This window comes from Novosphingobium sp. NFX11, assembly GCF_057376415.1.
Genome location: NZ_CP080384.1, coordinates 333,609 through 358,922, shown reverse-complemented (window position 1 = coordinate 358,922; position 25,314 = coordinate 333,609). Strand labels below are relative to the sequence as shown.

The window sequence follows — 25,314 nt, the reverse complement described above, 5'->3', positions numbered from 1 at the left end:
CGAAGACGCCTCCCGCGCGGAAGAGAAAAATGGGCGGGCGCGAAGATTCTCGCGCCCACTGCCGACGTCACTGTGCCTGCGGCACGCTCGCCTGAGGCTGGACGACGGGCTGGGCCATGACCTGCTCCGCATTCGGGCGCACGGTGATGAGGCCGTTCGATCCGTAGCGCGATTGCCATGCGGCCAGATCGGCGCGGTACTGGTCATAAGCATCGAAGAACGCCTTGAACGGCGCCTCGAGCTTGGCGAGGCCGGTGTAGGACCAGTTGTCGAACTGGCTCGGCTCCACCGTGTTCAATTCGGCGCTCACTTCCATCGCTGCCTGGCAGAAGCTGGAGTCCACCGGCGGCAGCGAGAAGAAGTTGTAGACCTGCGTCTGGTAGGTCTCGCGCGCGACGATCGCGGCGCGACCGGAATGCTGCGTGCGGAAGCTCGCGTCGATTTCCTTGCTCGCACGGTCGAGCGACTTGTCGTAGACCTTCAGGAAACGCTTGTAGCCCTCAAGGATCGGGGTGAACTGAACCTCGACGCAGTTGAGCGCAGCCACGTTATAGGCCGAGCGGAAGTTCCAGATCGTCTGCGACGTGGAAATCCCATAATTCACGGTCTGGCGCGTGCCATCCTCTGCCTTGGCCGGAACCCTCATTTCGAGCGGCGCGCCCATCGGCGGCGTCGGCATCGGCGGGATCACCACGACCGGCGGCGGGGGTGGCGGGGGCGGAGGCGGCTTCGCACAGCCTGCCAGCGCGGCAAGCGTGACGGCCACCGCCGAGCCCGCCAGCAAGGAAAGGCGACGACGCCCCTGCCCGTTGTCGATCATCTCAAGCCCTCGGTACACGCATCGTTCTCCATCGCGGCAAACGGTCTAACCCCGCTGAGTCATAAAGCAAATGCCCGGTGCGATAAAACGCACCGGGCATCATGCTTAGGTGAAACTGCACTGTGGATTAATCGCTTCGGAGGAAAATTATCTCCATTCCGGTTGCGATTAACCGCCGCCCTTAGTCCCGCTGGCCGAGGAAGCTCAGCAGGAACTGGAACATGTTGATGAAGTCCAGGTACAAGCTCAGCGCGCCGAGGATCACGGCCTTGCCGACGAAATCCGTGCCGCGCAGGTGGTAGTACTGGTTCTTGAGCATCTGCGTGTCATAGGCGGTCAACCCAGCGAAGATCAGCACACCGAGGATCGAGATCGCCAGCTGCAGCACGCTCGAACCCACGAAGATGTTCACCAGCGAGGCGATCAGGATGCCGACCACTCCCATGATCAGGAAGGTGCCGAAGCCCGACAGGTCCTTCTTCGTGGTGTAACCGTAGAGGCTGAGGCCCGCGAAAGCCGCCGCCGTCGCGAAGAACGTGGTCGCGATCGAGGTCGCCGTGTAAATCACGAAGATCGTCGAGAGCGATACGCCCATCACGGCCGCGAAAGCCCAGTAGAGCACCTTCAGCGTGCCTTCGCTGAAGCGCTGCGCGCCGCCGCTGATCGCGAAGACGAAGCCGAGCGGGGCCAGCATGACCAGCCACTTGATCGGCGACTGCATCATAGCGATCGCGTAAGGCGCGAAGAGCATCGCGACGATGCCCGAAAGCAGCACGCCCGAGGCCATGTAGTTGTAGATCGACAGCATGTGCCGACGCAGACCCGCATCGTAAGCGGTCCGGCCGGCGGTGCGACCGAGATCGCTGCCGTCACGGCTCGGAGACGCACCGAAGCCCTGACGGGGCTGGGGGTCGTTCCAATTCGCCATTTCAAACTCCCTTTAGCGGAGAAGCCAGCCAAATGCGGTCCCGCTCAGGAGGGAATATCGCGCTCGAACGCGAAAGTTTCAAGAAGAACCGGCCCGCGCCATTTGTGACAAAGTGTAAAACGGACCTATTTCTTCTTGGCTCCGGCTTCAAACCACGACGATCAGCCGCGCCGGGCCTCGGCTGCCATCTCGGCATTGCGATCGCGCGAGGCGGTCATCGCTTCGAGCAGAACGCCGGCCAGCGCGCCGCCCTCGTCCAGCACGTTCATACCCGCGCGGGTCGAACCGCCCGGGCTGGCGACCTTGTCCGCCAGTTCGCCCGGCGAGAACTCGGAAGCGCCGGCGAGCTGCGCCGCCCCTTCGACCATCGCGAGCGCCAGCCGCTGCGACTGGCCCGCATCCAGACCGAGCGCCACCGCGCCTGCGGCAAGAGAATCGATAAAGCGATAGACGAACGCCGGGCCGCAGCCGGCCAGCGCGGTGACCGCGTCGAACAGATGCTCGCCCGCCAGCCACTCGGGCGTGCCGAGCGGCTGCATCAGCGCCGTCACCGCCGCGCGGCCGGTCTCGTCGAGACCGCGCGCGTCGAGTGCGATCGGCGACTTGCCGATGGCGGCCGCGAGGTTCGGCATGATCCGCACCAGCGCGCCGGCCTGCGGGAAGCGCGCCGCAAGACTGTCGAATTCGACACCCGCGAGGATCGAGAACAGCACGGTCTCACGGCCGACGAGCGCCCCCACCGACGTTGCGACAGCGTCGAGGCCCTGCGGCTTGACCCCCAGCATCACCGCATCGAAGCGGCCTTCCGCAGGCAGTTCGGACAGCAGCGCGACACCTTCAGGCACGCTCTCGCGGTGCGGATCGACGACGGTGAAGCGCGAGGCCGGAATGCCGCCCGCCAGCCAGCCCGTCAGCATGGCCCCTGCCATGTTGCCGCAGCCCACGAGCAGGATGTTCTGAAACCGGTCCATGCGCATATTCCCTCGAAACTGGATCGGGTCGCGACTTAGGCGAGCCGATCACAGGCCACAAGGGCCATGCGTGCCATGCGCAGCGGGACCAACAGGCGGCATAGCCAACCACGCTGCGAAACGCAGTGACGAGGGGTCAGGCTTCCCCGGCCGCGTCCACCAGGGCCGCCGCGAGTGCTTCGGACGGGGTCTTGTCGCCCCACAGGATGAACTGGAACACCGGGTAGAAGCGGTCGCATTCCTCGATCGCGGCCTCGACCACCATCTGTGCCTGCCCCGGTCCGAGCAGCCCGTCCGGCCCGAGCATCAGCCCATGGCGATAGAGCACGACGCCGCCGTTCGACCACATGTCAAAGTGCCCCAGCCAGACCTGCTCGTTGATGAGCGCCAGCGCCTCGAACACGGCGGAACGCTTGGCATCGGCCACGCGGATGTCGGGAAGGCACAGGAGTTGCAGCACCCGGTCCTCCGGGCGCCAGATCGCCTGCAACTGGTACGTCGCCCAGGCGCCCTTGATCTCGGCCGAGATCTCGTCCTCACCGGCATATTCGAAGGGCCAGTCGCGCGCTTCGAAAAGCGAGGCGAGCATTTCCACGGGGGCAGCCTCGTCGTCCCGGTCGATATCGTCCTGAACGGTCCTCATAATCTGCGACATCAGCCCTCCGAGAATACGGGTGCATGGATGCTGCCTGCAGGTAGGGAAGCACAATCCACGCGCCGATATCGCCTGCGCATAACTGCACAAGCCTGTTCACAGCGTGTGGATAAATATGAATGCACGTTAACACAAGGCTCCGACAAAGCCCCATAACCCGCAGAATTACTTGGCCGAAAGCGGATCCACGACCTGTCCCGCCGGGCTGGTCCAGGGCAATGCATCTGAGAAGCCCTGCTTCTTCGCGTCGGCAAGGAACGCACTTGCCGCCTTCTGTGTCGCGAAAGGACCGATCAGGACGCGATTGGTCCGGCCCATCTCGCTGACGTAAGGGCTACGCCCCTTGAGCAACGCCGCATTTTCACGCGTATAGCGCCGCCAGTCGAAAGCGATGGCGCTCTTGTCCCGCCCGACCCCGATCTGAACCCAGATGCGGCTGGGATGCGTTGGCTTCTTCGCCTTTTCCGCCGCCTCGGCCTTCGCCTTGGCCTCGGCATCCGCCTTGGCCTTGGCTTTCGCCTCGGCGGCCCTGGCAGCGGCAGTCTTCGCCTTCGAGGCCTTGGCGTCCTTGACCTCCGTAGCCGGAGCATCCGTTTCGACGGGCTTGGCCTCTTCGACCTTGGGCAACTGGACGCGGGGTGGCGGCGGAGCAGCCGGAGTAATCAGCCGGATGTCGACCGCACCCGACGCCGGCAGGACGTCAACGGTCGGCTTGCCGATATCGGCGAAAATCTCGGAAAGCGAGAGCTGCCCTGGTCCCGGCACCGGGGGCGGGCTTGCGGGAGTGGAGACCAGCGGCGCTGCCGGAGGAGTCCTGGCTGCGAGCGTGCTGGTCGGCGGCGGAGCGGCAGGTGCCTGAGACGCAGGCAGCCGACCGAGATCGAAGCCCGGCGTCGCCGGCCTCTCGGCCGACGCCGAGGAAGTCGACGCCTGCCCGGTGCGGATCGTCGGTGCGACAGCCGGCGTTCGCGCAGGCTGCGGTGCCAGTGCCAGTGCCGGTGCCGGCGTTGCCACCGCGAGCTTCGGAGGCTCGGAACTGCGTCCGACCGGCGGCAATTCGCCGTTATCACGCTCGATCGCGGGTTTGGGCTCGGGCGGAGCGACGCGATCGGGATCGACCGATGCGAGGCTCGTCGATTTCGCGGACGCTGCCACCTGCCGCCCTGCCTGCGTCGTATCCGTCCGCGTCGTGCGGGTGCGCGAGGGCTGGGCGGCCTTCGCCAGCCTGATGCCGCCCGCTCCTCCGAGCGGCTCGCCCTTGGGAATCAGCCCTGCCCCGGCGGCCGAACCGCGCGGCGGAGCGTAAGCGGCGATACGCGCATCGTCGCGCCCGATCTCGGAGGCGCGCGGAAAGCGACCGAGATTCGCGGCGGCCGCCTGCTGCGCCTTGGTCAGACGTGGCATGTAGCGCAAGTATGGCGCTATGCTCTGCGCCAGCTGGCCGGGGAGAATCGTGTTGGTGATCTCCACCGCCTTGTCCGGCTCGCCGGCAATCGCGAGGGTAAACGCACGGGTGCGCCAACCCGGCTTGTCCTGTTTGTTGAGGAGCGGCAGCAACGTCGCATAAGCGGCATCGACGTCGCCGCCGATCGCCTGGCTGACCGCGAGGCGGCTGCGCAGTTCATCCGCCTTGTCGCCCGATGCGCTTGTCATTGCCGCGGCATAGTATCGCTGCGCTAAGGCATTATCTCCAACAAGGTCGTAGGCAAGCCCTCGGTCGGCCGCAATCAGCGCGGGCGTGGCGCCCGCCTTCTCAGCGGCATCGAAACATGGGATCGCGCTCACCGGGTCGCCATTGTGAACGAAGGCGCTGCCAAGCCCCGCCTGTACGCGCGGATTGCCAGCGCTGACCTCGTCGGCTCGGCGATAGAAACCGATGGCGGCGGCATTGTCCTGCAGCGCCCGCGCCGCATCACCGGCGTCGATCAACGCCGCGACATCGCGAGAATCGCGGCCGAGACGTGCCAGCGCGGTGCCGAGCTTCTTGTTGTTCTCGCCGGGAACGGCCTGAACCACCGGATGCGAAGCGGCAGGAGCGCCTTGCGCCAATGCCGGCGCGCTCGCGAGAGCGCCGACCAGCGCCACACCGCCGAGCAACCGCGAAACCAAGTGATCCACCCGCAAGTCCTCTGTACCCCGAACCCTCAGGCAGCCCTCCCCACGACGACTGCCGACGCTTTACGAACCGGAAAGTCGAACGGCGGCCGGGATGCCGAACGACTCCATGCGCGCAGGGATGCGCGCCCTTGGCGCCATGGCCCGGCGCAGATGAACCTAAAGCGAACATGCCCGCCCTGCGACGGACTTCCTTCGACGACGCGGCCCGAAGGAGCAAGAGGCGGAGCAATGCCCCGCCTCTCACGACTTACTGGTTGTTCTGGCGGCCCAGGAAGCGTGGGATGCTGATCGACCCCGCATCACCATCGTCCTCACCGGCAGTCGGCTCGGCGCCGGGACGCGGGCGCGACAGGCTGGTCATGCGCTCGAACAAAGTGCTGCCGCCGCCGACCGGCTTGGCACGCGGCGCGGCGGGTGCGGGAGCGGCCTGGCCGCCATCGAGCAGCAATTCGTCCTGCGTGCGGCGGGGCACCGGAGCAGGCTCGACCGGAGCTTCGAAGCTGAGATCAAGCGGCTCCTTCTGGATGCCACGCAGACCAGCGAAGCCAGAGGTCGCGGCAGGTGCGGCCTGCGCTTCATCCTCGGCACCGAGTTCAAGCTCCGCCGAAGGCTCGAAAGCCTGCGTCGGCGCCACGAAGGGCGCGGGCTCCGGAGCCGGCTGCTGCGCGACCGGAGCAGGCGCCGGCGCCGGAGCGGCGGGTGCCTGATAGCTTGGAGCCGGCGGCGGCGAGTGCAGCGCCGGACGGGCGATCCCGCGCGAGGCACCGAGATTAAGCGGACGCGAGGCGATCTCGGCCATTTCCGTGGTCTGCTCGATGCCGGTGGCGACCACCGAGACGCGGATCTTGCCCTGCAGGTCCGGGTTGAACGCCGAACCCCAGATGATGTTCGCATCGGGATCGACCAGTTCGCGGATGTGGTTCGCGGCCTCGTCGACTTCGAGCAGCTTCATGTCGTCGCCGCCGATGATCGAGATGATGACGCCCTTCGCGCCCTGCATCGACACGCCGTCGAGCAGCGGGTTGGCGATGGCGCGTTCGGCGGCTTCGAGCGCGCGGTTGGGGCCTTCGCCCTCACCGGTGCCCATCATCGCCTTGCCCATCTCTCCCATGACCGAGCGGACGTCCGCGAAGTCGAGGTTGATGAGGCCGGGCATGATCATCAGGTCGGTGATCGAGCGCACGCCCTGCTGCAGCACTTCGTCGGCGAGCGTGAAGGCTTCCTTGAAGGTCGTTTCCGCCTTCGCCACCAGGAACAGGTTCTGGTTGGGAATGACGATCAGCGTGTCGACGTGCTTCTGCAGTTCCTCGATGCCCGAGTCGGCGGCGCGCATGCGGCGCGTGCCTTCGAACATGAACGGCTTGGAGACGACGCCCACGGTGAGGACGCCCTTCTCGCGCGCGGCCTGCGCGATGATCGGGGCCGCACCCGTGCCGGTGCCGCCGCCCATGCCGGCCGCGATGAAGACCATGTGGACGCCGTCGAGCAGGCGCTCCAGCTCCTCACGGGTTTCCTCAGCCGCCGCACGGCCCACTTCGGGGCGGGCACCGGCGCCGAGGCCCTGGGTGATCTCGGGGCCGAGCTGGATGCGCGTTTCCGCGATCGAGTTGTTCAACGCTTGTGCGTCGGTGTTGGCGACGACGAAGTCCACGCCCTCGATCTGGGCGCCGATCATGTTGGCGATCGCGTTTCCGCCCGCACCGCCGACGCCGATGACGAGAATGCGAGGACGAAGCTCCTCGATAGCCGGCGGTCCGATGTTAATGCTCATTTCGCTCTCCTGCAGGCACGTCGCGCGAAGAAAATTCCTTGACCACTCTGATTGCACGCTTCGATCTCGTCTAGGCAAAGGATCATAAACCTTTGTCCACAGCCAAAGCCGCCAATTCCGCCATTTCCTCCGCGTTTGTCGTCCGGTTTGCACGGCTGGTCTTCAAGGCCTTCGAAACGGTCAAAAGTATTCGCGCAAAGCCTGATAGACACGGCCCACCATGCCCAGCTTGCCGAGGCGAACAGTGCTCTGGTGGCTGCGCCCCAGCGAGCGGATGTCCTGCGGGTCGGCAGCGGCGTAGAGCACCAACCCTGCCAGCGTCGAGAAGCCCGGCTTCACATGCGCCTCGGCCAGTCCCGAAAGGTGCGCCACGCGGCCGATGCGCACGGGCTTGCCGATAGCGGCCTGCGCATAGTCGGCCAGGCCCACCAGTTCCGCGCCGCCGCCGGTGAAGACCACCTGCTTGCCGCGCTGGCCGGTGAAGCGCATCGTCTTGAGCGCCTTGTTCACCTCCTCCATCAGCATGCCGAGTTGGCCGGTGATGACGCCGATCAGTTCGGCGCGCGGGATGCGGTTCTTGTCGTCGGCATGGCGCGCGATCGGGCCGGTGCCTTCCTCGCCCGGGGCGTTGACGGGGATCATCTCGCGGTGGTCGTGCGGGCTGGCGATGGCCGAGCCGTTGACGCACTTAAGCCGCTCCGCCTGGAAACGGCGGATGCCGAAGGCCGAGGCGATGGCGTCGGTGATATCCGCCGAGCCCATCGGGATCGACATCATGTCCTTGAGCATGCCCTGCTCGTAGATCGCAACATTGGTGACTTCGCCGCCGAACTCGACGAGGGCGACGCCAAGATCGCGCTCCTCGGGCGAAAGGCACGCCTGCCCCGCCGCGATGGGCGAGCCGACAACGGCCTCCACCTCAAGGTGCGCGGACTGCACCGCCTCGGTCAGGTTGCGGATCGGCGCGCCGTCCGCCAGCATGATGTGGATATCGACGCCGAGGCGCTCGGCATGGAGGCCCTTGGGATCGATCACCCCGTGCGCGCCGTCGAGGCGGTACTGCGCGGGCTGCGCGTGCAGCACCATGCGCCCGTCCGGCTGGATCACGTCCTTGGCGGAGATGAGCAACTGGTCGATGTCCTCCTGCTCGATGCGGCGGCCGCCGATTTCGGCGTCGAACTGGTCGATACGGCTGGCGAGCCCTGCCCCCGAGCAGCCGATCCAGACCTTCTGGACGGCGGTGTCGGCCATCTTCTCGGCCCGGTCGATGGCGTCGCGCACGGCATAGGTCGCGGCCGCCATGTCGGTGACGAAGCCGCGCTTGATGCCCTGGCTGGCGCGGTGCCCCGAGCCGAGCACGACCATGTCGCCGACCTCGTTGATGCCCGCAACGATCGCGGAGATGCGGAAGGAGCCGATGTTGACCGCGCCGAACACGCGGGTGATGCGCTGGTTGGCCATTACTGTTCTTCCCCGCCGTCGTTTCGGTGGCGCCGGTATGCGGAACCGAGCCCGCCTTCAAGGCCAGTTCCTGCCCGTCCTGCTCCGGCACGCGCATGTAGATTCGGTCCTTCGCGCGCATGTCGAAGGCCGTCACCTTGCCGCCGAGCAGGCGGTTGGTGCCGTCGAGCCGCGCGAACGTGACCAGCGCCCCGGCGGACTCGCGATCTCCCTCGGGCAGCGCAAGCACTTGCCCCGACTGGAACGTCAGGTTCCAGCGGCGATTGCCGATCCATTCCGCCTCGGCGACGCGCGGCTTCATCGCAGGCGCGGCCTCCAGCAAGTGCCCGAGCGCGATCACCTGCTGCCCCGCGCCGGGGCCGGAGACGATCAGCTTGCCGCCCGCATCCTTGCGACTGATGGCTTCGAGTTCATGGCCCGTCTCGTCGATCAGCACGAAGCGATCGGCCTTGCGGAGCACCGCATGCGGCTCGCGCTCGACGATATCGATCACGAGCGTATCGGGCAGCTGGCGCGAGACGCGCGCGTCCTTGACCCACGACAGTGTCAGCAGATCCTGCCGCAGCGCTTCGATATCGACCAGGGGCATGGCGCGATCACGCTCCGCCAGCGCCTTCTCATAGACCTTGAGTTCGTTGATGTTCTTGACGCCGCGCACTTCGACGCGCTTCACCTCGAAGCCGGTCTGGCCCGCGACCAGCGCCATCTGGTGCCCGGCCAGCCCCGGCAGTCCGGCGAAGCTCGCCACCACGCAGACGAGCGCCGCCGCGCCGCCGAGGATGGCAACGAGGAAGATTTTGTGCAGTTGCCCTTCGGAGAACGGCAGCCAGGCCATGACCTGATCGAGTGCCGACCCGGTCCGCGCCTTGGCCACGCGCACCTTGCGCTGCGCGCCCGCCTGCGCGGCGGCCTTGCGGGCGGTGGTGCCCTTGCGCCGGATGGTCTGGCTCATTTGGCCTTTGCTTTGTCGCTTAGCGCCTCGGCAATGATCGCCTCGACGAGTTCGGGATAGTCCATACCGCAGGCGCGCGCCTGCTCGGGCACAAGGCTCAAGGGGGTCATGCCCGGCTGGGTGTTCACCTCCAGCAGGAACAGCCCCTCGATCCCCTGCGTGTCGTCCCAGCGGAAGTCCGAACGGCTGGTGCCCTTGCAACCCAGCAACTGGTGCGAGCGCAGCGCAATGTCCTTGCAGGCCTGCGTGATCTCGTCAGGAATGTCCGCCGGGCAGACGTGCTCGGTCATGCCGTCAGTGTACTTGGAATCGAAATCATAGAAACCCGACTTGGGCTTGAGTTCAGTCACCAGCAGAGCGCGGTCGCCGATCACGGCGGTCGTCAGTTCGCGTCCACGGATGTAGGGCTCGGCCAGAAGTTCGTCGAACTCCTGCCACGGCCCCGTCACGTCCTTCGCGATGGGGTTGCCGTAGTTGCCCTCGGCTGTGACGATGGCGACGCCGACCGACGAACCCTCGTTCACCGGCTTCAGCACATAAGGACGCGGCAGCGGATCGGCCACGTGAATGTCGGCGGACTTGACCACGCGGCCACCCGGCATCGGCACGCCGTGCGGGACCAGCGCCTGCTTGGTCAGTTCCTTGTCGATCGCGATCACCGAAGTCGCGAGGCCGGAATGGGTGTAAGTCAGGCCCATCAGGTCCATCATGCCCTGCACTGTGCCGTCCTCGCCCGGCGCGCCGTGGAGGGCGTTGAACACGACGTCGGGCTTCGCCTCGGCCAGACGCAGCGCGACATCGCGGTCCATGTCGATGCGGGTGACGGTGTGGCCCTTCGATTCCAGAGCCTTGGCCACGCCCTCGCCGCTCATCAGCGAGACCGGGCGTTCGCTCGACCAACCGCCCATCAGGACCGCGACATGCAAGGGATTCAGGCTCATGAATTCAGACTCGTTCGGTAAAGCGGGGTTTGCAGGTCGCGGACGGCTTCGGAGCAGCCCTTGTCCCAGGGGAAGAGGCCGTCGTCCACGCCCGGCCAGACGATCTGCATCGCGCGGGACATTTCCTCGCCCTCATGCTCGGCGTACCACATCGCCGAGTTGAAGTAGTGCGGGATCAGGCATTCCGGCTCGACTTCGCGCAGCACGCAGCGGTGGCCCTTGAGGAGACCATCGACGACCTTCCAGTCCTCCATCTCGAAGCCCTCGCGGCACATGTCGAGCAAGCCGTTGATGACGGCGGCGGAGAGTTCGGTCGAGAAACCGAAGACGATCACCTCGGGCTGGCTGACACTGGTGCGAAAGCCGACCGAATAGGCGAAGCGTTCCTCGCCCTCATCCTCGTCGTCCTCGTCCGGTTCGTCGGGCGGGGTGACGACGGTGATGTGGCAGCCGAATTCCTCGATGTTGTCGAGAATCTGCTGTTCGTGGCGGGACAGGCGATCATCTCTCATGGGCGGGTTCCTACCCGCTGAATTTCCCATTCGAGATCGACGCCGGACTTGTCCTTCACCCGGCGGCGCACTTCGTCGCCGAGGTTCTCGATGTCCTCGCTGGTGGCCTCGCCAGTGTTGAGCAGGAAGTTGGTGTGCTTCTCGCTCACTTGCGCGCCGCCCATGGTCAGACCGCGGCAGCCAGCCTCGTCCACCAGCTTCCACGCGGCGTGGCCCTCGGGGTTCTTGAAGGTGGAGCCGCCAGTCTTGGAACGCAGCGGCTGGCTGGCCTCGCGCGCGGCGGAGATGCGGTCCATCTCGGCCTGGATCGCGGCAGGCTCGCCGGGGCGGCCCTTGAAGCGCGCGGAGACGACCACCGCGCCTTCGGGCAGCTGCGAATGGCGGTAGGTATAGCCGAGATCGGCATTGCCCAGCGTCACCAGTTCGCCCGAGCGCAGCACCACGTCGCAGTCGATCAGGATGTCCTTGACCTCGCCGCCATAAGCGCCGCCGTTCATCCGCACGAAACCGCCCACGGTGCCGGGGATCGAGCGCAGGAATTCCACGCCCGCGATTCCCGCATCGCGCGCGGTGGAGGAAACGAGGATGCCGCTCGCCCCGCCGCCGCAGTCGAGCGTGACGTCATCCACCTTGGTGACCTTGGCGAAGGCCTTGCCCAGCCGGATCACCACGCCGGGGACGCCGCCATCGCGCACGATCATGTTGGAGCCGAGCCCCAGCGCCATCAGCGGCACCGCCGGGTCCAGCGCGCGCAGGAAATCCTGCAGGTCGGCCAGATCCTTTGGCTCGAACAGCCACTGCGCATGGCCGCCCGCCTTGAACCAGACGAGCGGGGCCAGCGGCGCATTGGCCGTCAGCTTGCCCCGAACCGCCGTCTGATCGAACGTGAGTGTCACCCCGCCCTCCGCACGCGAATGCTGTCGGCAAGGCCGGCGGCCCACTTGGTGATGTCGCCCGCGCCGAGGCACACGATCATGTCGCCCGGCTGGATCGAGCCCGCCAGCACCTCCGCCAGCGCGTCCGCGCCCGCGATGATCTGCGCCGAACGATGCCCGCGCGCCTTCATGCCCGAGACCATCTCCGCGCTGTCCACGCCCTCGATCGGCTGCTCGCCCGCCGCGTAGACGGGCGCGGCATAGACCACGTCGGCGTCGTTGAAGGCGCCCTGGAAGTCTTCCATGTGGTCGCGCAGGCGGGTGAAACGGTGCGGCTGCACCACGGCGATGACGCGGTTTTGGACGCCCTCGCGCGCGGCGGCGAGCACGGCGCGGATCTCGACCGGGTGGTGGCCGTAGTCGTCGATCACGGTGACCGAGCCGCCATCCAGTTCCACTTCGCCGACCTTGGTGAAGCGCCGCTTCACGCCGCCGAACTTGGAGAAGCCGGTCTGGATGCAGGCATCCGAGCAGCCCATCTCCACCGCCACGCCCACGGCGGCGAGCGCGTTCTGGACGTTGTGGCGGCCCGGCATCGGCAGTTCGATGCCTTCGATCCGGCGGAAGCTGCCGTCGCGCTGGCGCAGCGCCACGTCGAAGCGGTTGCCGCCGGGGATCGGGGTCACGTTCTCGCCGCGAATGTCGGCCTGGGCGGAGAAGCCATAGGTCACCACGCGGCGGTCGCGCACCTTGGGGATGATCGCCTGCACTTCGGGGTGATCGATGCACAGCATCGCCGCGCCGTAGAACGGCACGTTCTCGATGAATTCGACGAAGGATTCGCTTGATTCTCTCGAACGAGCCGTAGTGATCGAGGTGCTCGGGATCGATGTTGGTGACGATGGCGATCGTGCCGTCGAGGCGCAGGAACGAACCGTCGCTCTCGTCGGCCTCGACCACCATCCAGTCCGAGGCGCCGAGGCGGGCGTTCGATCCGTAGGAGTTGATGATACCGCCGTTGATGACCGTCGGGTCCACGCCGCCCGCATCGAGCAGCGCCGCGACCATCGAGGTCGTGGTGGTCTTGCCATGCGTACCCGCCACCGCGACGGTGTTCTTGAGGCGCATCAGCTCGGCCAGCATTTCCGCGCGGCGCACCACCGGGATGCGGTGTTCGAGGGCGTAGACGACCTCGGGGTTCTCACGCTTCACCGCCGTGGAGGTGACGACCACCGCCGCGCCTTCGACGTTCTCGGCGGCGTGGCCGATCGAGACCTTGATGCCGCGCGCGCGCAGGCCCTCGACGACATAGCCCTCGGCAATGTCGCTGCCCTGCACCGAGTAGCCGAGGTTGTGCATGACCTCGGCGATGCCCGACATGCCGATGCCGCCGATCCCGACGAAATGGATGGTCCCGATTTCGGTGCCGACGCCCTTCATGCGGGGGCGCCTTGCCGATGGTGCTTCGACAAGCTCAGCATGAGCGGGGTGGAGAGAACGTGGATGATATTCATATCCGCCAAATACACAAAGTTCCGCTCATCCTGAGCTTGTCGAAGGATCACAGCGCAGACTCCCGCGCCAAAGCCTCGCCACCTTGCGGCGCAGAAGCCTTTTCCATTCGAATGACGTCCATGATCGGCGCCGCGCCGAAGCTCTCGACGAGGTCGGCCAGATCACGCGCGGCGTTCGGATAGCCGCAGTTCCACGAGGCATGCGCGGCGTTCGCCAGCGTCTCAGGATGCTGGGCGATCGCCTGGATCTGCAGGCACAAGTCCTTGGCCATCTTCTGATGGACCTCGGCCTGTTCGCTGAGCAGCGCATTGCGCTTGTCGCCCTTGTAGGCGTCGGGATTCTCGGTGGTGACGGCGGGCTGGCGGATCACCCGCGCGCCCCCGCCCGCGACCATCTCGCGCGCGTTGACGCTCTGGTGGTCGTCCATCGCGTAAGGCAGCGGGATCAGGATCGCAGGACGGCCCACGGCGGTCAGCTCCGCGATCGTCGAGGCGCCCGAGCGGCCGATGAACAAGTGCGCACCGGCAAGGCGCTCGGCCATGTTCTCGAAATAGGTCGCCAGTTCCGCCGGAATGCCGTGCGCGGCGTAGCGTTCGCGCACGCGCTCGATGTCCTCGGCGCGGGCCTGCTGGATCACCTGAAGGCGCGAGCGGAGCGCCGGGGGCAGCATCGCCAGCCCCTCGGGCACGACGTCCGACAGCACCCGCGCGCCCTGGCTGCCGCCGGTGACGAGGATGCGGAACAGGCTGTCCTCGGTGAACTCGGGGTACGGCTGCTCGCGCAGGCGCAGCACGTCCTCGCGCACCGGGTTACCGACGACGGTGACCTTGCCGGCCAGCGCCGGATCCAGCTTCTCGGTCTTCTCGGCCGAGGTGGCGATAGCGTCCACCTTCTTGGCGAACCAGCGGTTCACGCGGCCCAGCACCGAGTTCTGCTCATGCAGCACGATCGGCAGCTTCGCGGCGCGCGCGGCCAGCATCGTCGGCATCGCCGGATAGCCGCCGAAGCCGACCACGGCGGTCGGCTCGAAGCTCTCGAACAGGCGCAGCGCCATGCGGCGACCGGCCAGCACGCCCTTCGCGCCCTTGAGCCAGCCAAGCGGGTTCTTCCCCGCGATGCGGCCCTGCGGCAGGACGTGGGTGGTCAGGTAGTCAGGCTTGCCGGGGATCGCGGCGCCGCGCTCGTCGGTCACCAGCGCCACGTGGTGGCCGCGTGCGTGCAGTTCGGCGGCGAGCGCGAAGGCGGGAATCAGGTGTCCGCCAGTGCCGCCGGCCGCAAGCACGTAGTGGCGCGAAACCGAACTCATGACATATCTCCGATGGCGCGCAGGCTGAACTTCTCGCGCTGGATGAACGGGTTGCGCCGCGTCACCGCCAGCAGCAGGCCCATGCTCAGGCACATCGCCACGGTGGACGAACCACCATAGCTGATAAGCGGCAGGGTCATGCCCTTGGACGGGAACAGCTGCAGATTGACGAGGATGTTGATGAACGCCTGCCCGCCGAACTGCGCGGCGAAGCCCGATGCGGCGAGCACCGTGAACAGGTCTTCCTCGTCCACCAATCGCAGGATCACCCGCGTCAGGATCGCGAGGTAGAGCACCACGATGACCATGCAGGCGAGCAACCCGAACTCCTCGCCGATGACGGAGAAGATGTAGTCGGTATGCGCCTCGGGCAGCGCCATCTTGCGCGTGCCCATCCAGAAGCCGAGCCCGGTCCACCCGCCGTTGAGCAGCGTGCGCTGGGCGAGGTCCACCTGGTCGAATGCCGAGCCGCCGAACAGGAAGTTGTCGATGCGGTTGCGGCCGTTGTCATAAGTGAAATACATCAGGACAAGGCCCGCGATGCCTGCGCCCGCGAACATGCCGATGCGCTTCACGTCGATGCCCGACAGCAGGATCATCACCAGAAACGCGCCGGAAAACAGCATCGTCGAGCCGAAGTCCGGCTGGAGCATCAGCAGCGCACCAAGCAGACCCATAACCGCGAAGCAGATGCCGACGACCGGAATCTGCGGATCACGCGCGCGCCACGAGACGATCCATGCCAGCAGGATCGGCCAGCCGCACTTGAGGAATTCCGACGGCTGGAGCGAGATGCCGAACCGCAGCCAGCGCTTGGCGCCGTTCACCTCGGACCCGACGATCGGCACCAGCACCAGCGCGAACAGCATCGCCGCGCCGAGCAGGATGCCGAAGCGCCGGGCGCTCTCCTTGGTCAGGCTGGAGGCCCAGAACATCGCCGCAAGCCCCAGCAACTGCCAGCGCATGTGCAGGTAGAAGAAGTGCAGCGAACGCAGCTGCTCCGCCGAGGTCGACAGGCGCTTAGCGCTGGCGGGCGATCCTGCCGCCACCGCCACCGCGCCGATCGCCATCAGGATCAGCACGAGGACCAGCGTGGGCCGGTCGATCTCCTGCCACCAGATCGCGATCTGGCTGCGACGGTTACGATTGTAGCGCTGCGCGTTCGGGCCTTGCGCAAGGGTGGCCATCAGTCCTGCTCCCCTTTGGCGTTTTCGGCCAAAAGCGCTTCGACGATCTGGCGAAACACGTCACCCCGCGCCTCATAGTCGCGGAACTGGTCGAAGCTGGCGCAGGCCGGTGACAGCATGACGACGTCGCCGGGCTTCGCCGCGACCATCGCCTGACGGATCGCCTCGGCCATCATCTCGCTGCGATGGACCTGCGTGTAGGGCGAGAGGATTTCCGCAAAGAGCGGCCCCGCGTCACCGATGGTGTAGGCGGCAGCGATATTGCCGAAGAACGGTGCACATTCGTCGAGGTTGTCGCCCTTGGGCAGGCCCCCGACGATCCAGTGGATGCGCGGCTCCGGATCGGGCGGAAACGCCGCGATCGCGGGCGCGGTGGAGGCCGGATTGGTCGCCTTGGAATCGTTGATGTAAGTGACGCCGTTCGCGACGGCCACGCGCTCCATGCGGTGCGGCAATCCGCTGAAAGTGCGCAGGCCCTTGCGCCACTGCGCCTTCTTCACCCCCAGCGCCTCGACGATGGCGACGGCCACGGCGGCGTTCTGGAGATTGTGCGGCCCCTGCAGCGAGGGCCATTCCTTCTGGATCTCGACGAGGTCGGCCCCGTCCGCGAAGCGAACCAGACCGGGCGCGCGGCGCGCGGCCTCGATATGGGCGATCGACCGCGTCTCCTTGTCGCCGACACCGAACACGGCCTGCCGCTCGCGCCCCTGCATGGAGAAGAGGCGCCCCTTGGAGGCGGCGTAAGCCTCGAACCCCTCGTAGCGGTCGAGGTGGTCGGGGGTGATGTTGAGCAGCGCCGCCACGTCGCAGTCGAGGCTGCGGGTGATGTCGATCTGGTAGCTCGACAGTTCGAGCACGTAGACGCCGCCCTCGGGCAAGGGCTCAGGGCCGAGCACCGGCACGCCGATATTGCCGCCCGCGCGCGCCGGAACGCCCGCGACTTCGAGAAGGTGGCAGACCAGCGAGGTCGTGGTGGACTTGCCGTTGGTGCCGGTAATGCCGACCACGCGGTGCGCGGGCAGGCTGGCGCGGGCCAGCGCGAAAAGTTCGATGTCGCCGATCACTGGGACGCCCGCCCGCTCTGCGGCTTCGGCGATGGGGTGGCGGTTCAGCGGAATGCCGGGCGAGACGACGACGCCGTCATAGCCGGTAATGTCGGCGCTGACCGGGTCGGCCAGTTCCACCTTGCCGCAGTCGGTCCACTCGCACAGCTGCTGGCGCGCTTCGTCGCGGCTGTCCCAGGCCATGACGTTCGCCCCGCTCTCCACCAGCGTGGCGACGGCGGTAAGGCCCGAACGCGCAAGGCCGAGGACCGCGTAGCGCTTGCCGGCGAAGATGGGGGAGACGATCACGCGCCTGCCCTCCTCAACGCAGTTTCAGAGTGGCGAGGCCCAGCACCGCAAGGACGATCGAGATGATCCAGAAGCGGATCACGACGGTCGATTCCTTCCAGCCTTTCTGCTCGAAGTGGTGGTGGATCGGCGCCATGCGGAACACGCGGCGGCCGGTGCGCTTGAACCAGAAGACCTGGATGATGACCGAGGCCGCTTCCAGCACGAACAGCCCGCCGACCACCGCCAGCACGATCTCGTGATGCGCGGCGACCGCGATGCACCCCAAAGCGCCGCCGAGGGCGAGGCTGCCGGTGTCGCCCATGAACACGGCCGCAGGCGGCGCGTTGAACCACAGGAAGGCGAGGCCCGCCCCCATGATCCCGGCGCAGAAGATCGCCAGTTCACCCGCGCGCGGAACGTGCGGAATGCCGAGGTAGGTGGCGTAATCGACGCGGCCCGCGAGGTAGCAGATGATCGCGAAAGTGCCCGCCGCGATGATGACCGGCATCGTCGCGAGGCCGTCGAGGCCGTCGGTCAGGTTCACCGCGTTGCCCGCACCCACGATCACCACGGCGGCGAAGACGTAGTAGAACGGGCCGAGCGGAATGTAGCGGCCCGACAGGAACGGCACGTAAAGGTTCGTATTCAGCTGGCTGACGATGATGTAGGACGCGATGCCCGCCACCACGAATTCCAACAGCAGCCTGATCTTGCTCGACAATCCGGCGTGGTGGCGCTTGGTCACCTTGTCGTAGTCGTCAAGGAAGCCGATCGCGCCGAAGCCCACCGTCACCGCCACGCAGGCCCAGACGAACGGGTTGGTCACGTCCATGAACAGGATCATCGAGCCGATCAGCGCGGTCAGGATCATCAACCCGCCCATCGTGGGCGTGCCGCGCTTGGCGAGGTGGCTCTGCGGGCCGTCCTCGCGGATCGGCTGGCCCTTGCCCTGGCGGACTCGCAGCATGTTGATGAACTTGGGGCCGATGATCAGGCCGATCACCAGCGCCGTCATGAAGGCGGCGCCCGAACGGAACGTCTGGTAGCGGAAGAGGTTGGACAGTCCCTCGTAGTGGAACCATTCTGCGATGAGATACAGCATCTTGCGGGCTTTCGCCCCTACCCTTCCGTCTTTCCTAGCGCCGTCACGAGTGCTGCCAGACCCACCGAATTCGAGCCCTTCACAAGGATGGCGTCATCCCGTTCGAGGCCGAAAGCGCGCAAGGTTTCGACAGCTTCCCGCACACTTGCGCAATGGGCGAATGCCACCGGTTTGCCAAGGCCGGAAGCCCCGGATTTCCCCAGTTCCACCGCTAATGCGGTCATCTCGTCGCCGACCAGAATCGCGTAGTCGACACCCGCCTCGCGGATCGGTTCGGCAAGGCCGGCATGGTAGTCGGGACCGTGGCTGCCCAGTTCCTTCATCGCGCCGAGAACGGCGATCCGGCGATGGGCGGGCGTGCGCCCCAGCTGCGCCAGCGTGGCGCGCATCGAGGCGGGGTTCGCGTTGTAGCTTTCGTCGATCAGCAGGGCCTTACCGCCCTCTACATCGATCTCCATCCGCGCGCCGCGACCGGCCAGCCCGCCCATCTCGGCAAGCGCGACCCCAGCGGCACCCAGATCGCCCTTAACGGCACGTACCGCAGCCATGACGGCCAGCGAGTTGATCGCCTGATGCTCTCCGGGCGCGGCGACGGTGTAGCACACGCGCCGGTCGCCCATGTCGATGGTGACGAGCGAGCCGCCGCCGATCGCGGGCACCGCATCGAGCAGCCGTACGTCCGCATCCGCCGCCTTGCCGAACGACACGACCTTCGCACCCAAGGCCAGCGCCGCATCGCGCAGGCGCAGGAAGTGCGGGCTGTCGGCGGGGATGACGGCGGTGCCGCCCTCTTCCAGTCCCTCGAAGATTTCCGCCTTGGCGTCGGCGATGGCCTCTTCGGAACCGAGCATCTCGATGTGCGCGGGCGCGATCGTGGTGATGAGCGCGACGTTCGGGCGAACCTGCCGGGTCAGCGCGGCGATCTCACCCGCGTGGTTCATGCCCATCTCGAAAATGCCGTAGCGCGCGCGACTGGGCATGCGAGCAAGACTGAGCGGGACGCCGACGTGGTTGTTGTAGCTCTTGACCGAACGGTGCGCGTCCCCCGGCTGGAGCGGTCGAGCGCGGCGAAGATCATCTCCTTCACACCCGTCTTGCCGACCGAGCCGGTGACGCCGATGATCGGGCCACGCGCGCGTAGGCGAGCCGCCGCGCCGAGGCGTTCGAGCGCCTCCATCGTGTCTTCGACGAGGATATGCGGGCCATCGACCGGGCGGTCCACCACCACGGCGGCCGCGCCCTTGGCGAAGGCGGCCTCGACGAAGCGGTGGCCGTCCATCGCCTCGCCCTTGAGCGCGAAGAACAGGTCGCCGGGCTGGACGTCGCGGCTGTCGATCTCGACGCCGGAAACGGTGAAGTCCGTGCTCGCCTCCCCTTCACCGCGCGCGCGATGGCGTCTGCGTCCCACAGGACCAGCGGATTGTCCTCCAGCGGCGCGGCGGGCCAGTCGAGTATCCGGGTGATGGCGTTCATGTCCTACCTTCCCAGTGAACCGGCCATTTCCCTGGCCACGGTGACGTCGTCGAATGGCAGGACGCGGACAGTGTCCCCGCTGCCGATGATCTGCCCCTGTTCGTGCCCCTTGCCGGCGATGAGGACGACGTCCCCCGCACCGGCCTCGGCGACAGCGAGACGAGATCGCCTCGCGCCGGTCGCCCACTTCCCGCGCACCCGCTTCCATCCCGGCAAGGATCATCGCCCGGATGGTCGCCGGGTCTTCCCCGCGCGGATTGTCGTCGGTGACGATGGCGAGGTCCGCCCCCGCGCTCGCCACTTTGCCCATTTCCGGGCGCTTGCCCTGATCCCGATCGCCGCCCGCGCCGAACACGGCGATGAGCCTGCCCGTCACATGCGGACGTAGCGCCGCGATGGCGGCTTCCAAAGCATCGGGCGTATGCGCGTAATCGACGTAGATCGGCGCGCCGTTCGTGTTGAGACCCGCCCGCTCGATCCGGCCGCGTACCGTTACGAGGCGCTTCATCGCGTCGAACGTCGCGTCGGCATCGCCGCCGCTGGCGATCACCAGCCCCGCTGCCACCAGCGAGTTGGCGGCCTGATAAGCGCCGATCAGCGGCAAGTCGATCTTGCGCGCCTTGCCCTCAAATTCGATCTCCAGCGTCTGGCCGAGGCTCGTGGGCGTGCGCTTGACGAGGCGGATCGCTTCACCCTTCTCGCCCACGGTGAATAGCGTGAGGCCGCGCGCCTTCGCATGCTCGATCGCCTTGTCTGACCACACATCGTCGGCCCAGACGACCGCCGTGCCGCCGTCAACCACGACTTCGTCGAACAGACGCATCTTCGCGGCGAAGTACTCGTCCATCGTCGCATGATAGTCGAGGTGATCACGGCTGAGATTGGTGAAGGCGCCCGCCATCACTCGCGGCCCCTCGATGCGGAACTGCGACAACCCGTGGCTCGACGCTTCGTAGGCGACATGCGTGACACCCTCGCGCGCCAGCCCCGAGAGGTTGGCGAGGAAGGTCGCGATGTCAGGCGTGGTCAGGCCGGTGGAGACGGTTTCGTCCCCTGTCGTCACGCCCAGCGTGCCGATCGAGGCGGCGCGTTCGCCCGCCATGCGCCAGAGCTGGCGCGTGAGTTCCACGGTGGAGGTCTTGCCGTTGGTGCCGGTCACCGCCACCAGCGTATCGGGCACCGGCGCGAAGAACGGCGCTGCCAACTGCGCGAACAGACGGCGCGGCTCCTCGTCCGCGAAGTGGATCGCGCCTTCGACCACCGCATCAGGATGCGCGACGATCGCCACCGCGCCTGCCTTGACGGCGGCGGCGATGAAATCCTCGCCATTGAACTTCGTGCCGCGAAATGCGCCGAACACGGTGCCCGGTGCGACCTTGCGATTGTCGATCGCGAAACCGGTGACGTTGGCGTCGCCGTCAATCGCAGGCAGTCCGGCTGCAGCACAAAGGGCCGAAAGCTTCATTCTCCGTCGCTCCCCTGCGGCACCAGCGGCCGCAGATCGGTAGTGTCGATGTCGCGGGTCTCGTCGGGCATGACGCCCAGCAAAGGCCCGATGCGCGGGACCACGCGCTGGATCACCGGAGCGGCGTTCCAGGCGGCGGTGCGCTGGTACGAGGTGGCGGCAGTGCCCTGCGGCTCGTCCATCATGGCGATCACGACGTAGCGCGGCTTGTCCATCGGGAAGGCCGAGGCGAACGTCGCGATCAGCGAGTGATGGCGATAGCCGCCCACGCCCGGCTTCTCGGCCGAACCCGTCTTGCCGCCGACGCGGAAACCCGGGGCGTCCGCCTTGCGGCCGGTGCCGTACTGCACGATCATGCGCAGCAGCTGACGTACGCGGGCGCTGGTAGCGGCGGTGAACACGCGGCGACCCGCGGGCACGTCGGCAGGGGCGAGCTTCTTGAGCGTGGCCGGACGCCAGATGCCGCCGTTGACCAGCGCCGCATAAGCCGAGGCCAGATGCAGCGGCGTCACCGCGATGCCGTGGCCATAAGCGACGGTCATCGTGCGCAAACGCGGCCACTCACCGCGCGGCCAGATCGGGAAGCCCTTCGCGGGCAGTTCCACGTAAGGCCGCTGGTTCATGCCCAGCGCTTCCATCGTCTTCTTGAGCCGCACGCCGCCCAGTTCGTCGGCGATGCGCGCGGTCACCGTGTTGGACGAATGGATCAGCGTCTCCGGCACGTTCAGCGAGGCGCCGTAGTTGTGCAGGTCGTGGATGGTGAAGCGGCCGACATGCAGCGGCGTCGCGGGCCACTGCTTGCCAAGATCGGTCACCACGCCCGCGTCGAGCGCGGCGGCGACGGTGATCGGCTTGAAGGTGGAGCCCAGTTCGTAGACCTGGTTGGTCACGCGGTTGAAACCGTGCGGCACGTCGCCGTTGCGCGCTTCCTCGGCGGAGATCACCATGTCGGTCGGCTTCACGTGGTTCGGATCGAACGAGGGCAGCGAGGCCAGCGCGAGAATCTCGCCGCTGTCCACGTCGAGCACCACGCCCGCCGCGCCCTTGGCGGCGCTGAGCTGCATCGCGCGGGCCAGTTCGTCCTCCAGCGCGCTCTGCACGCGGAAGTCGATCGACAGCGTCGCGTGGCCGGTGCGGCCTTCGGGGCTGATGAGCTGGTCGTTGAAGGCCTCCTCCATGCCGACCTTGCCCTTGCCGTAGCTGTCGACATAGCCGAGCACGTGCGCCGCCATCGACCCCTGCGGGTAGAAGCGGGTCGCCTCCAGCGGGAATTCCAGCGCCGGTTCGCCCAGCGCGTGAACCTTGTTCGCGTCCTCGGGCAACAGCGACTTGCGGAGGTACGCAGGCTTTCCGGCCCGCAGCTTGGCGAGGATTTCGTCGCGGTCGAGATCGGGGAAGATGCGCAGCAGGCCCGCGGTCACCTCTTCCGGCGAGTGGATCAGCGCCGAGCCCTCGGTCATCGCCTTGGGGTTGTACCAGAGCGAATAGACGCGGAAGTCGCGCGCCAGCGGCACGCCGTTGCGGTCGACGATGTCGCCGCGCGCGGGGATCAGCATGTCGGCCAGATCGCCCTGACGCGGGCCGACGCCGGTGAAGCCGAGATAGACGATGCGGAAAAGCGCCAGCACCGTCACCAGCATGAAGACGGCCAGGATCCACAGCATGCGCGCCTTCGCCGTGAGCAGCGAGCGCTGGCGCACGTTCACCAGGCGGCGGCGGCCGACCGAGACAGTGGTGGGGATCGTCCCGAGGGGAAACGCCGGGGCGTTCACTGCTGGGCAGCCTCCGCCACTTCGATGCGGGCCAGGCGCTTGCCGAGCGCCGCGGCGTCACGCGCGATCGCCTCGCGCTCCGGGTCGCGGGTTTCCGACTTCGGCTTGTCGGTAATGGCAGCCGCCGTCGCCCCCGCGACCGGCGAAACCATTGCGAGCAGCGAGCCGCCCTCACCCTTCGAACCATCGCCCGAAGCGCCACCCGGCACTTCGGCATTGGCATAGCGGATCGGCGCCGGCGCACCCGGCCCAGCGGGCACGCCGAGCGCGGCCAGCTGGCGCTCGCCTTCGATGTACTGGCCGGCGGTGGGCGCCTTGTAGCCGAATTCCAGATCGTTGAGCGTCGCGCAGCGCCTGCTGGTTGGAGCGGGTCTGGAACTCGGTCTGGAGGAAGTCGATGTCGCGCTTGACCCAGACGATCTTCTTGTCGGTATCGTGGACCTGGCTCTTCACCGCGTTCACGCGCAGCGTCAGGCCCACGGTGCCCGCAAAGCAGACAACGAGGACCGAGACCCAGCCGATCGATCGGATCCGATCACTGGTAAGGTTCATGCGACTTTCCTTCGGCCGGGGGTGCCATAAGGCTCGGGTGAGCTTGGATTCCTGGGGGGTACTTGTACGGACCGCGCTACGCAGCGTGGCGGAGCGCGAGCGCGGGTTCACTTCCAGCTCCGCCTCGCCGGGACGCACGCCCTTCGACACCTTCTCGAAAGGTGCGGGCGCGGTGGCCGTCTGCGGCAGATGGCGCGAGGTGGACTGACCGGCGCTGCTGGCATCGCGCAGGAAGCGCTTCACCTTGCGGTCCTCGAGGCTGTGGAACGTCACCACCGCCAGCCGCCCTCCGCCCTGCAGCAGCGTCTCGGAAGCCTCCAGCGCCGCGTCCAGTTCGTCCAGTTCGCCGTTTACATGGATGCGGATCGCCTGGAAGGTGCGGATCGCCGGGTCCTTGGGCGCATTGCTGCCCTTGTAGGCGGGATTGTACCCCAGCGCCTTGCGGACCACGCGGGCAAGGTCACCGGTCGTCTCCAGCGGCCGCGCGGCCACGATGGCGCGGGCGAGACGGCGCGACTGGCGTTCCTCGCCATAGAGGTAGAGCACGTCGGCGATCTGCGCCTCGTCCGCTTCGTTGACGAAGTCGGCGGCGGACATGCCGTCCTGGCTCATGCGCATGTCGAGCGGGCCGTCAGAACCGAACGCGAACCCGCGCCCCGCCTGATCGAGCTGCATCGAGGACACGCCGATGTCCATCACCACGCCGTCAACCTTGTCGACCCCCACATCTCCAAGGCCTTCGACCATTTCGGAGAAGCGGCGGGCGTGCAACACGAGGCGCGGCGGATTGCTGGCGAGTTCGGGCCATTTCCCCGGATTGTTTTGCACAGCGGCGATCGCATCGGGATCGCGATCGAAGGCATGCACCGTCGCGCCCTCGTCGAGCAGGCGGCGGGTATAGCCACCGGCACCCAGCGTCGCATCGACGATGAGGTCGCCGCCCCGGGGGTTCAGGGCGGCGACCACCTCCTCAAGGAGCACGGGAATATGGGGAATTCCGGGGGCACTCACGACTTCTTGGCCTTTGCGATTTCGGCTTCCTGCAACGAGCGGCAGGTGGCGATGGCGGCCTCGAACGCAGGGTCTTCGGCGTGCTTGTAGAGTTCGTCGGGGTTCCAGATCAGGATGCCGGTGCGGCCGATGCCCTGGAAGAACAGCTGCTCCCCCACGGCGGCGAGACCGGCGAGCGCCTCGGGCATGGTGAAGCGGCCGCTGCCGTCGAAGGGCACCTGCTGGAAGTTGTAGAGCTGCATCGCGCGGCTATCGCGATTGAAGGGCTTGCCGGCGGTGTCTGCACGCACCTGCTCGGCATCGAGCTGGGTTTCGAAATCCTCGACACGGGAGAGGCCGAAACCGACGAGGCACTTCCAGTCGGCGTGCTTGGCAAGGCACAGAACGTCCTTGCCGCTCGAATCCCGTACGGGAGAGCGAAGCTCCTTGGGCAGCACGAAGCGGTTCTTGTCGCGCAGAAGCGAGAAGCCCGGTCCGCTGTAGATGTATGGCTGCCCCGCCATGACTGTCCGAAATCGCCCCTAAGTTGCCGTCCCGGAACATGAAGACCCCCTCGCCCGGCGACGCATGCGCGCCGGTTTCCGTGACCCAAG

The 25,314-nt window shown here is 67.0% G+C and carries 17 protein-coding genes and 5 pseudogenes; all 22 read right to left on the bottom strand.

The window, feature by feature from the left end; translation table 11 throughout:
• Positions 1–67: 67 nt before the first annotated feature.
• Positions 68–838: a hypothetical protein gene (locus KZO24_RS01735; RefSeq protein ID WP_156799823.1), complete on the bottom strand. Its 771-nt coding sequence runs from the start codon at positions 836–838 to the stop codon at positions 68–70.
• A 163-nt stretch (positions 839–1,001) separates the two neighbouring features.
• Complete coding sequence (locus tag KZO24_RS01730) at positions 1,002–1,748, bottom strand: Bax inhibitor-1/YccA family protein (RefSeq protein WP_008830191.1); 747 nt, start codon at positions 1,746–1,748, stop codon at positions 1,002–1,004.
• Positions 1,749–1,909: 161 nt separating this feature from the next.
• Entirely contained in the window at positions 1,910–2,719 is an 810-nt protein-coding gene (gene proC, locus KZO24_RS01725; RefSeq protein WP_271184593.1) for a pyrroline-5-carboxylate reductase, read from the bottom strand.
• 136 nt (positions 2,720–2,855) lie between these two features.
• Positions 2,856–3,374: a type III secretion system chaperone family protein gene (locus tag KZO24_RS01720; RefSeq protein WP_285020092.1), complete on the bottom strand. Its 519-nt coding sequence runs from the start codon at positions 3,372–3,374 to the stop codon at positions 2,856–2,858.
• Positions 3,375–3,539: 165 nt separating this feature from the next.
• Entirely contained in the window at positions 3,540–5,492 is a 1,953-nt protein-coding gene (locus tag KZO24_RS01715; RefSeq protein ID WP_271184591.1) for an SPOR domain-containing protein, read from the bottom strand.
• A gap of 247 nt (positions 5,493–5,739) precedes the next feature.
• Positions 5,740–7,263 carry a cell division protein FtsZ gene (gene ftsZ / locus KZO24_RS01710; protein ID WP_271184590.1) on the bottom strand — a complete coding sequence of 508 codons (1,524 nt, stop codon included), beginning with the start codon at positions 7,261–7,263 and terminating at the stop codon, positions 5,740–5,742.
• A gap of 180 nt (positions 7,264–7,443) precedes the next feature.
• A complete protein-coding gene (gene ftsA, locus KZO24_RS01705) occupies positions 7,444–8,724 on the bottom strand; it encodes a cell division protein FtsA (RefSeq protein ID WP_008830196.1) in 1,281 nt (426 codons plus the stop codon).
• 13 nt (positions 8,725–8,737) lie between these two features.
• Positions 8,738–9,676, bottom strand: a pseudogene (locus KZO24_RS01700) (cell division protein FtsQ/DivIB); the annotation flags it as partial.
• Entirely contained in the window at positions 9,673–10,617 is a 945-nt protein-coding gene (locus KZO24_RS01695) for a D-alanine--D-alanine ligase (RefSeq protein WP_271184588.1), read from the bottom strand. The gene KZO24_RS01695 and the pseudogene KZO24_RS01700, both read right to left, overlap by 4 nt.
• Positions 10,614–11,129 carry a DUF4262 domain-containing protein gene (locus KZO24_RS01690; protein ID WP_008830199.1) on the bottom strand — a complete coding sequence of 172 codons (516 nt, stop codon included), beginning with the start codon at positions 11,127–11,129 and terminating at the stop codon, positions 10,614–10,616. Before KZO24_RS01690 ends, KZO24_RS01695 begins: the two co-directional genes overlap by 4 nt.
• On the bottom strand, positions 11,126–12,025 hold the full coding sequence (gene murB / locus KZO24_RS01685) for a UDP-N-acetylmuramate dehydrogenase (protein ID WP_271184587.1): 900 nt from the start codon (positions 12,023–12,025) through the stop codon (positions 11,126–11,128). Before murB ends, KZO24_RS01690 begins: the two co-directional genes overlap by 4 nt.
• A pseudogene (gene murC, locus KZO24_RS01680) lies at positions 12,022–13,444 on the bottom strand (UDP-N-acetylmuramate--L-alanine ligase). Before murC ends, murB begins: the two are co-directional and overlap by 4 nt.
• Positions 13,445–13,565: 121 nt before the next feature.
• Entirely contained in the window at positions 13,566–14,825 is a 1,260-nt protein-coding gene (murG, locus tag KZO24_RS01675; protein ID WP_271184585.1) for an undecaprenyldiphospho-muramoylpentapeptide beta-N-acetylglucosaminyltransferase, read from the bottom strand.
• A complete protein-coding gene (locus tag KZO24_RS01670) occupies positions 14,822–16,012 on the bottom strand; it encodes an FtsW/RodA/SpoVE family cell cycle protein (RefSeq protein ID WP_271184584.1) in 1,191 nt (396 codons plus the stop codon). The genes murG and KZO24_RS01670 overlap by 4 nt, the downstream gene beginning before the upstream one ends.
• On the bottom strand, positions 16,012–17,364 hold the full coding sequence (gene murD, locus KZO24_RS01665; protein WP_271184583.1) for a UDP-N-acetylmuramoyl-L-alanine--D-glutamate ligase: 1,353 nt from the start codon (positions 17,362–17,364) through the stop codon (positions 16,012–16,014). Before murD ends, KZO24_RS01670 begins: the two co-directional genes overlap by 1 nt.
• Before the next feature lie 13 nt (positions 17,365–17,377).
• Positions 17,378–18,448 (bottom strand): phospho-N-acetylmuramoyl-pentapeptide-transferase, encoded by a 1,071-nt coding sequence (mraY, locus tag KZO24_RS01660; RefSeq protein ID WP_036526256.1) that lies wholly within the window; start codon positions 18,446–18,448, stop codon positions 17,378–17,380.
• 17 nt (positions 18,449–18,465) lie between these two features.
• Positions 18,466–19,921: pseudogene (locus tag KZO24_RS01655) on the bottom strand (UDP-N-acetylmuramoyl-tripeptide--D-alanyl-D-alanine ligase).
• Positions 19,922–19,924: 3 nt separating this feature from the next.
• Positions 19,925–21,386: pseudogene (locus tag KZO24_RS01650) on the bottom strand (UDP-N-acetylmuramoyl-L-alanyl-D-glutamate--2,6-diaminopimelate ligase).
• A complete protein-coding gene (locus KZO24_RS01645) occupies positions 21,383–23,158 on the bottom strand; it encodes a peptidoglycan D,D-transpeptidase FtsI family protein (protein ID WP_271184580.1) in 1,776 nt (591 codons plus the stop codon). The pseudogene KZO24_RS01650 and the gene KZO24_RS01645 overlap by 4 nt, the downstream one beginning before the upstream one ends.
• Positions 23,155–23,310: a hypothetical protein gene (locus tag KZO24_RS01640; protein WP_486486751.1), complete on the bottom strand. Its 156-nt coding sequence runs from the start codon at positions 23,308–23,310 to the stop codon at positions 23,155–23,157. Before KZO24_RS01640 ends, KZO24_RS01645 begins: the two co-directional genes overlap by 4 nt.
• A 448-nt stretch (positions 23,311–23,758) precedes the next feature.
• Positions 23,759–24,721, bottom strand: a pseudogene (gene rsmH, locus KZO24_RS01635) (16S rRNA (cytosine(1402)-N(4))-methyltransferase RsmH); the annotation flags it as partial.
• Positions 24,718–25,224 carry a division/cell wall cluster transcriptional repressor MraZ gene (locus tag KZO24_RS01630; protein WP_008831098.1) on the bottom strand — a complete coding sequence of 169 codons (507 nt, stop codon included), beginning with the start codon at positions 25,222–25,224 and terminating at the stop codon, positions 24,718–24,720. The pseudogene rsmH and the gene KZO24_RS01630, both read right to left, overlap by 4 nt.
• Between the last annotated feature and the right edge of the window lie 90 nt (positions 25,225–25,314).

What these genes read in the sequence shown, in the direction of transcription:
- KZO24_RS01730 (WP_008830191.1), bottom strand. Translation starts at nt 1,748, where the DNA reads ATGGCGAATTGGAACGACCCCCAGCCCCGTCAGGGCTTCGGTGCGTCT.
- ftsA (WP_008830196.1), bottom strand. Translation starts at nt 8,724, where the DNA reads ATGGCCAACCAGCGCATCACCCGCGTGTTCGGCGCGGTCAACATCGGC.
- KZO24_RS01670 (WP_271184584.1), bottom strand. Translation starts at nt 16,012, where the DNA reads ATGGCCACCCTTGCGCAAGGCCCGAACGCGCAGCGCTACAATCGTAAC.
- mraY (WP_036526256.1), bottom strand. Translation starts at nt 18,448, where the DNA reads ATGCTGTATCTCATCGCAGAATGGTTCCACTACGAGGGACTGTCCAAC.
- KZO24_RS01690 (WP_008830199.1), bottom strand. Translation starts at nt 11,129, where the DNA reads ATGAGAGATGATCGCCTGTCCCGCCACGAACAGCAGATTCTCGACAAC.
- murG (WP_271184585.1), bottom strand. Translation starts at nt 14,825, where the DNA reads ATGAGTTCGGTTTCGCGCCACTACGTGCTTGCGGCCGGCGGCACTGGC.
- KZO24_RS01630 (WP_008831098.1), bottom strand. Translation starts at nt 25,224, where the DNA reads ATGGCGGGGCAGCCATACATCTACAGCGGACCGGGCTTCTCGCTTCTG.
- KZO24_RS01720 (WP_285020092.1), bottom strand. Translation starts at nt 3,374, where the DNA reads ATGTCGCAGATTATGAGGACCGTTCAGGACGATATCGACCGGGACGAC.
- ftsZ (WP_271184590.1), bottom strand. Translation starts at nt 7,263, where the DNA reads ATGAGCATTAACATCGGACCGCCGGCTATCGAGGAGCTTCGTCCTCGC.
- KZO24_RS01695 (WP_271184588.1), bottom strand. Translation starts at nt 10,617, where the DNA reads ATGAGCCTGAATCCCTTGCATGTCGCGGTCCTGATGGGCGGTTGGTCG.
- proC (WP_271184593.1), bottom strand. Translation starts at nt 2,719, where the DNA reads ATGGACCGGTTTCAGAACATCCTGCTCGTGGGCTGCGGCAACATGGCA.
- KZO24_RS01640 (WP_486486751.1), bottom strand. Translation starts at nt 23,310, where the DNA reads ATGGTTTCGCCGGTCGCGGGGGCGACGGCGGCTGCCATTACCGACAAG.